6 protein-coding genes and 2 pseudogenes are annotated in these 4535 nt (G+C 64.1%); 6 read left to right on the top strand and 2 right to left on the bottom strand.

The genetic code is table 11. The features are described from left to right. Nucleotides 1–80: 80 nt before the first annotated feature. The gene (locus G3436_RS22455; RefSeq protein ID WP_163949626.1) at nucleotides 81–560 is read right to left on the bottom strand and encodes a DUF4265 domain-containing protein; all 480 of its coding nucleotides are present in this window, start codon (nucleotides 558–560) and stop codon (nucleotides 81–83) included. 150 nt (nucleotides 561–710) lie between these two features. Here G3436_RS22455 and trxC point away from each other — a divergent pair, with 150 nt between their 5' ends. Continuing rightward, entirely contained in the window at nucleotides 711–1145 is a 435-nt protein-coding gene (gene trxC / locus G3436_RS22450) for a thioredoxin TrxC (RefSeq protein ID WP_163949623.1), read from the top strand. Here the strand turns inward: trxC and G3436_RS22445 are convergent. Then, a complete protein-coding gene (locus tag G3436_RS22445; protein ID WP_163949621.1) occupies nucleotides 1142–1915 on the bottom strand; it encodes a ParA family protein in 774 nt (257 codons plus the stop codon). The two genes, trxC and G3436_RS22445, sit on opposite strands and share 4 nt — an antisense overlap. A gap of 282 nt (nucleotides 1916–2197) precedes the next feature. On the opposite strand from G3436_RS22445, the pseudogene G3436_RS22440 reads away from it, so the two are divergent. The 5 genes and pseudogenes from G3436_RS22440 to G3436_RS22420 form a co-directional block, all read left to right on the top strand. After that, nucleotides 2198–2916, top strand: a pseudogene (locus G3436_RS22440) (beta-ketoacyl synthase chain length factor). Continuing rightward, nucleotides 2892–3697: pseudogene (locus tag G3436_RS22435) on the top strand (lysophospholipid acyltransferase family protein). The pseudogenes G3436_RS22440 and G3436_RS22435 overlap by 25 nt, the downstream one beginning before the upstream one ends. Further along, nucleotides 3678–3944 carry a phosphopantetheine-binding protein gene (locus G3436_RS22430; protein ID WP_163949618.1) on the top strand — a complete coding sequence of 89 codons (267 nt, stop codon included), beginning with the start codon at nucleotides 3678–3680 and terminating at the stop codon, nucleotides 3942–3944. The pseudogene G3436_RS22435 and the gene G3436_RS22430 overlap by 20 nt, the downstream one beginning before the upstream one ends. Nucleotides 3945–3953: 9 nt before the next feature. Next, entirely contained in the window at nucleotides 3954–4208 is a 255-nt protein-coding gene (locus tag G3436_RS22425) for an acyl carrier protein (protein WP_163949615.1), read from the top strand. Continuing rightward, nucleotides 4205–4535, top strand: a 331-nt coding sequence (locus G3436_RS22420; RefSeq protein WP_476644178.1) for a COG4648 family protein, incomplete at its 3' end; no start/stop codon positions are given. The genes G3436_RS22425 and G3436_RS22420, both read left to right, overlap by 4 nt.

Here is a 4535-nt window from a genome sequence, read left to right as displayed (position 1 = left end):
AGCCTTTCGCTGGCAAGCCACTCACCGGATGGTTGAACACTGCCTGACCTGTGGGAGCTGGCTTGCCAGCGAAGGGGCCGTCACAGCCACCAGTTCAGCAAGGTCTCATCATCGTTGTCGAGCAGGTTCTTGTAGATATTGGCGTAATACCACTGCACGCCGGTCTGCTCACGAAACGCGTCGAACACCTTGGCAATGGCCTCGAAACCATTGCTGGCCGGCACTGCCAGCGTCAGGTTGCCCTTGTAGCGACCGTCCAGCGTGCCGCCCAACTGCGTCTGCACGGCTTCTTCCAGGGCGTCCACGGCATCCTGCGGCAGCTCATTGGCATAGATGTGAATGCAGAAGTTGCCGCCACGCTTTACCACCTCGACATGCTGGTCGGGGATGGCGGTACAGATGATGTCACCGCGTGCCATGTTCAGCGCCAGCCCCGGCGAGGACAGCAACTCATAGGTATGCTCGCCCACCTCGTGCACCGGCACGGTTTCGTGCACGGGCTCGCCGCGTTTGTTTCGGTCGACGAATACGCGAATGTGGAGCGAATGTTGGCAATCCATCGGTCTGTCCCTAGCCTGTTCAGAGAGGCCTCATGCTAAACCATTACAGCCTCTTCGCCACAGAGACCTGGAGCCAGTCGACGCCACCTTGCAATCCGCACTCATCACCTCCAGATAGCCGACATCAACCGCCTGCACCGGACCGCCGCCATGACCGACCCACTGCACATCCCCTGCCCGCACTGCAACGGCCTCAATCGCATCCCCGCCGCACGCCTGGGCGATGCGCCCAAGTGCGGGCGCTGCAAAGCGCCAGTGCTGCTGAACGCACCGTTCGAACTGCAACAGGGCGACTACGCCAGCCAGATCAAGGGCGACCTGCCGCTGCTGATCGATGTGTGGGCCGAGTGGTGCGGGCCGTGCAAGTCGTTCGCGCCCATCTTCGAACAGGCCGCCCGCCAGCTCAGTGGCCGCTGCCGCCTGGCCAAGCTCGACAGCGAAACCAATCAGCAACTCGCCGGGCAACTGGGGATTCGCTCGATCCCCAGCCTGATCCTGTTCAGGAATGGCCGCGAAGTGGCACGCCAGAGCGGCGCACTGCCGCTCCCGCAACTGCTCGAATGGCTACGCAGCCAGGGCGTCTAGGCACCCTCTTCAAGCAATGCATGCAGTTCGACGAACTGCTGGGTCAGTTTGTGCCGCGGCTCCAGGTGGATCAGCGGCAGGTTGGCCTGGTGCGACTCGCGCATCTTCACCGAACTGTTGAGGTACACCGGCAACACCGGTAAGCCCTCGGCAATCAGCTCGTCGAGCATCTGCTGCGGCAGGCTGGCACGCGCCTGGAACTGGTTGACCACAATGCCCTCCACTTGCAGGTCTTCGTTGTGGTCGTCCTTGAGTTCTTCGATCTCGGCCAGCAGGCCGTACAGCGCCTGGCGCGAAAAACTGTCGCAGTCGAAGGGGATCAGCACGCGATCAGCGGCGATCAATGCCGAAACCGCATAAAAGTTGAGCGCCGGCGGGGTATCGAGGTAGATCCGATCGTAATCCTCGTCCAGCTCTTCGAGCAGCTTTCGCAGCTTGTTGATCTTGTGCTTGGCCTCCAGCTTGGGTTGCAGGTCGGCCAGCTCCGCCGTGGCGGTCACCACGTGCAGGTTATCGAATGGGGTCTGGTAGATGTCGACCTTGTTCCTCTTGGCGAACGGCCCCGACGAAAGGGTCTGCTTGAAGAAGTCGGCAATGCCCATGGGAATGTCCTCGCCGGTCAGGCCGGTGAGGTACTGGGTCGAGTTGGCCTGGGCGTCCAGGTCGATCAACAGGGTTCGATAGCCCTCATTGGCACTCACCGCCGCCAGATTGCAGGCAATGCTCGATTTGCCTACGCCACCTTTCTGATTGAACACCACGCGCCGCATGTACAAACCTCCATGTGTCAGGAAGCACCGAGTATGTGGGCGGTGCGCCGGTTTAGCCAGCACCACCCAGCCGCAACACCGCAGATCTCCTACACGTCAAGTAACAGATAGACGGTATTAAACCGAAGCAAAATCTGCTTGTCCTACCCCCACCAGCATTGCTACACGCTGGCGTCACCGGGATAATGCGCGCCACTCGGCGATTGCGCCACAGCCTCAGAGGTCGTGTTCCGAGTCATCCCCACGGCAAGGAAGTCCTCTCAGGGCGGGAAGTACACCATCTTGATCACGTTCAACATCAGTCAGTGGCGCGCTTGGGCGCCGGGCCTCGAGTCGGCTGCCGATTGGCAGGCCTGGAGTGCTGCACCGTGCGTGCCCGAAGCGGGCGAGCACGCCCCTGATGTAGCGTTCCTGCCCGCCCTGCAGCGCCGCCGCCTGAGCCGCCTGGCCCGCATGGCGTTCAGCGTCGGCTGGCCGCTGGCCGAGGGCCACGAGGCACTGCCGCTGGTGTTCGTGTCGCGCCATGGGGAAACCCCGCGCACCTTCGACATGCTCAGCGACCTGGCCGCCGAACAGCCGCTGTCGCCCACCCAGTTCAGCCTGTCGGTGCACAATGCGGTGATCGGCCTGTGGTCGATCCTGCGCAACGAAACCAGCGAGATGACCGCCCTGGCCGCGCCGGCGACGGCTTCGAGCAGGGCCTGGTCGAGGCCGCCACACTGCTGCATGAAGGGGCGCCGGCCGTGCTGCTGATCATCACCGAAGAACAACCACCACCGGCCTACCGCCAGTGGATCGACGACGTACCCTTTGCCTATGCCCTGGCGCTGCTGCTGACCCCGGGCAAGCAATGGACACTGCGCCTGGGCGACACCGCCGAAGCGCCGGCACCCGCGCCGTGGCCGCACGCCCTGAACTGGCTGCGCGGCTCGCTGAGCGGCGCCACCACCTGCACCCACACCTGGAACCGTCGCACATGGAACTGGCAACGCACGCCCTGAGCAAGCCGCGCGACGCCTATTACTGGCGTCTGCTGGCCACCGCTGCAAGCTTCTGCCTGTTCGGCATCGGCGGGCTGTGCCTGCGCGTGCTGGTGTTCCCGCTGCTGGCCTGCCTGCCGGGGGATGCGCTGGCGCACCGACGTCGTGCGCGGGCAGTGGTGAGCCGGCTGTTCTGGCTGTTCATCCGCTTCATGTACCGCAGCGGTGTGCTCACCTACAGCGTGAGCGGGGCCGAGCGGCTCGGCCGGCCTGGGCAGATGATCATCGCCAACCACCCGTCGCTGATCGACGTGGTGTTTCTCATCGGCCTGGTGCGCGATGCCAACTGCGTGGTCAAGCAGAGCCTCTGGCAGAACCCCTTCACCCGCGGCCCGGTGCGTTCCACCGGCTACATCAGCAACGACGGCAGCATGGACATGCTCGACACCGCCGTCGCCGCGCTGCAAGGCGGGCAAACCCTGATCATCTTTCCCGAAGGCACGCGCACCCAGCCCGGCCACGCCCCGGCCTTTCATCGCGGCGCCGCCGCAATTGCCCTGCGCGGTGCGAAGATCATCACCCCGGTCACCATCACGGTCAGCCCCACCACCCTGACCAAGGCCGAACCCTGGTACCGCATCCCCACGCGCCGCGTGCACTTCAGTTTGCGCGTGGTGCCGATATAGAGCCACACACCTTTGCCGCCGCTGGCCCTGCACCGCAGGCCTCGCGGCGCCTGAACGACCATCTGCATCAGCATTTCATCAAGGAGCTCGCCATAGATGAGCCAGCAAGACCTTAACCATGACATCAAGCTGTTGATCATCGAGGCCCTGGGCCTGGAAGACATCGGTGCCGACGATATCGACAACCACCAGCCCCTGTTCGGCGAAGGCCTGGGCCTGGATTCGGTGGACGCCCTGGAACTCGGCCTGGCCATCCAGAAGCGCTACGGCATCAAGATCGACGCCGATGCCAAGGACACCCGCAATCATTTCACCAGCGTGGCCAGCCTTGCGGCTTTCGTCACCGCCAAACAGGCAGCCTGAGACCGCATCATGCAAAACCGCGACGAAATCTTCACGACCCTGCGCGACGCGCTGGTCGAACTGTTCGAACTGGACCCGGCGCGCATCAGCCTGGACTCCAACCTGTACCAGGACCTGGAAATCGACAGCATCGATGCCGTCGACCTGATCGACCACATCAAGCGTCAGACCGGCAAGAAGATCGCCGCCGACGACTTCAAGGCCGTGCGCACCGTCAACGACGTGGTCGAGGCCGTGTACCGCCTGGTCAACCCGGCGGCATGAACCGCCTGATCGGCCTCGGGCTGCTGCTGGCCGGTCTGCTGTACCCCTTTGCGGTGTATTTCGGCATGGCCCACGTGGCCCCCTGGCAGTTCGGGCTGTTGCTCGGCGGCCTGTGGCTGGCCCGTGCCCTGACCCACCGCCAGCAGGCCGGCGGGCGCTGGATGGCGGCGGCCGCGATCACCTTCTGCGTGCTGCTGGCGGTGTTCGACAGCCCGCAATTGCTGCGCTGGTACCCGGTGCTGATCAGCGCCTTCCTGCTGGTAGTGTTCGCTACCAGCCTGAAGGTCGGCCCGCCGATCGCCGAGCGCCTGGCGCGCCTGAGCGAGC

Source organism: Pseudomonas brassicae, assembly GCF_010671725.1.
Taxonomy (GTDB): domain Bacteria; phylum Pseudomonadota; class Gammaproteobacteria; order Pseudomonadales; family Pseudomonadaceae; genus Aquipseudomonas; species Aquipseudomonas brassicae.
Note: the sequence above shows the minus strand (reverse complement) of the source record. Positions and strands in the feature narration are given on the sequence as shown.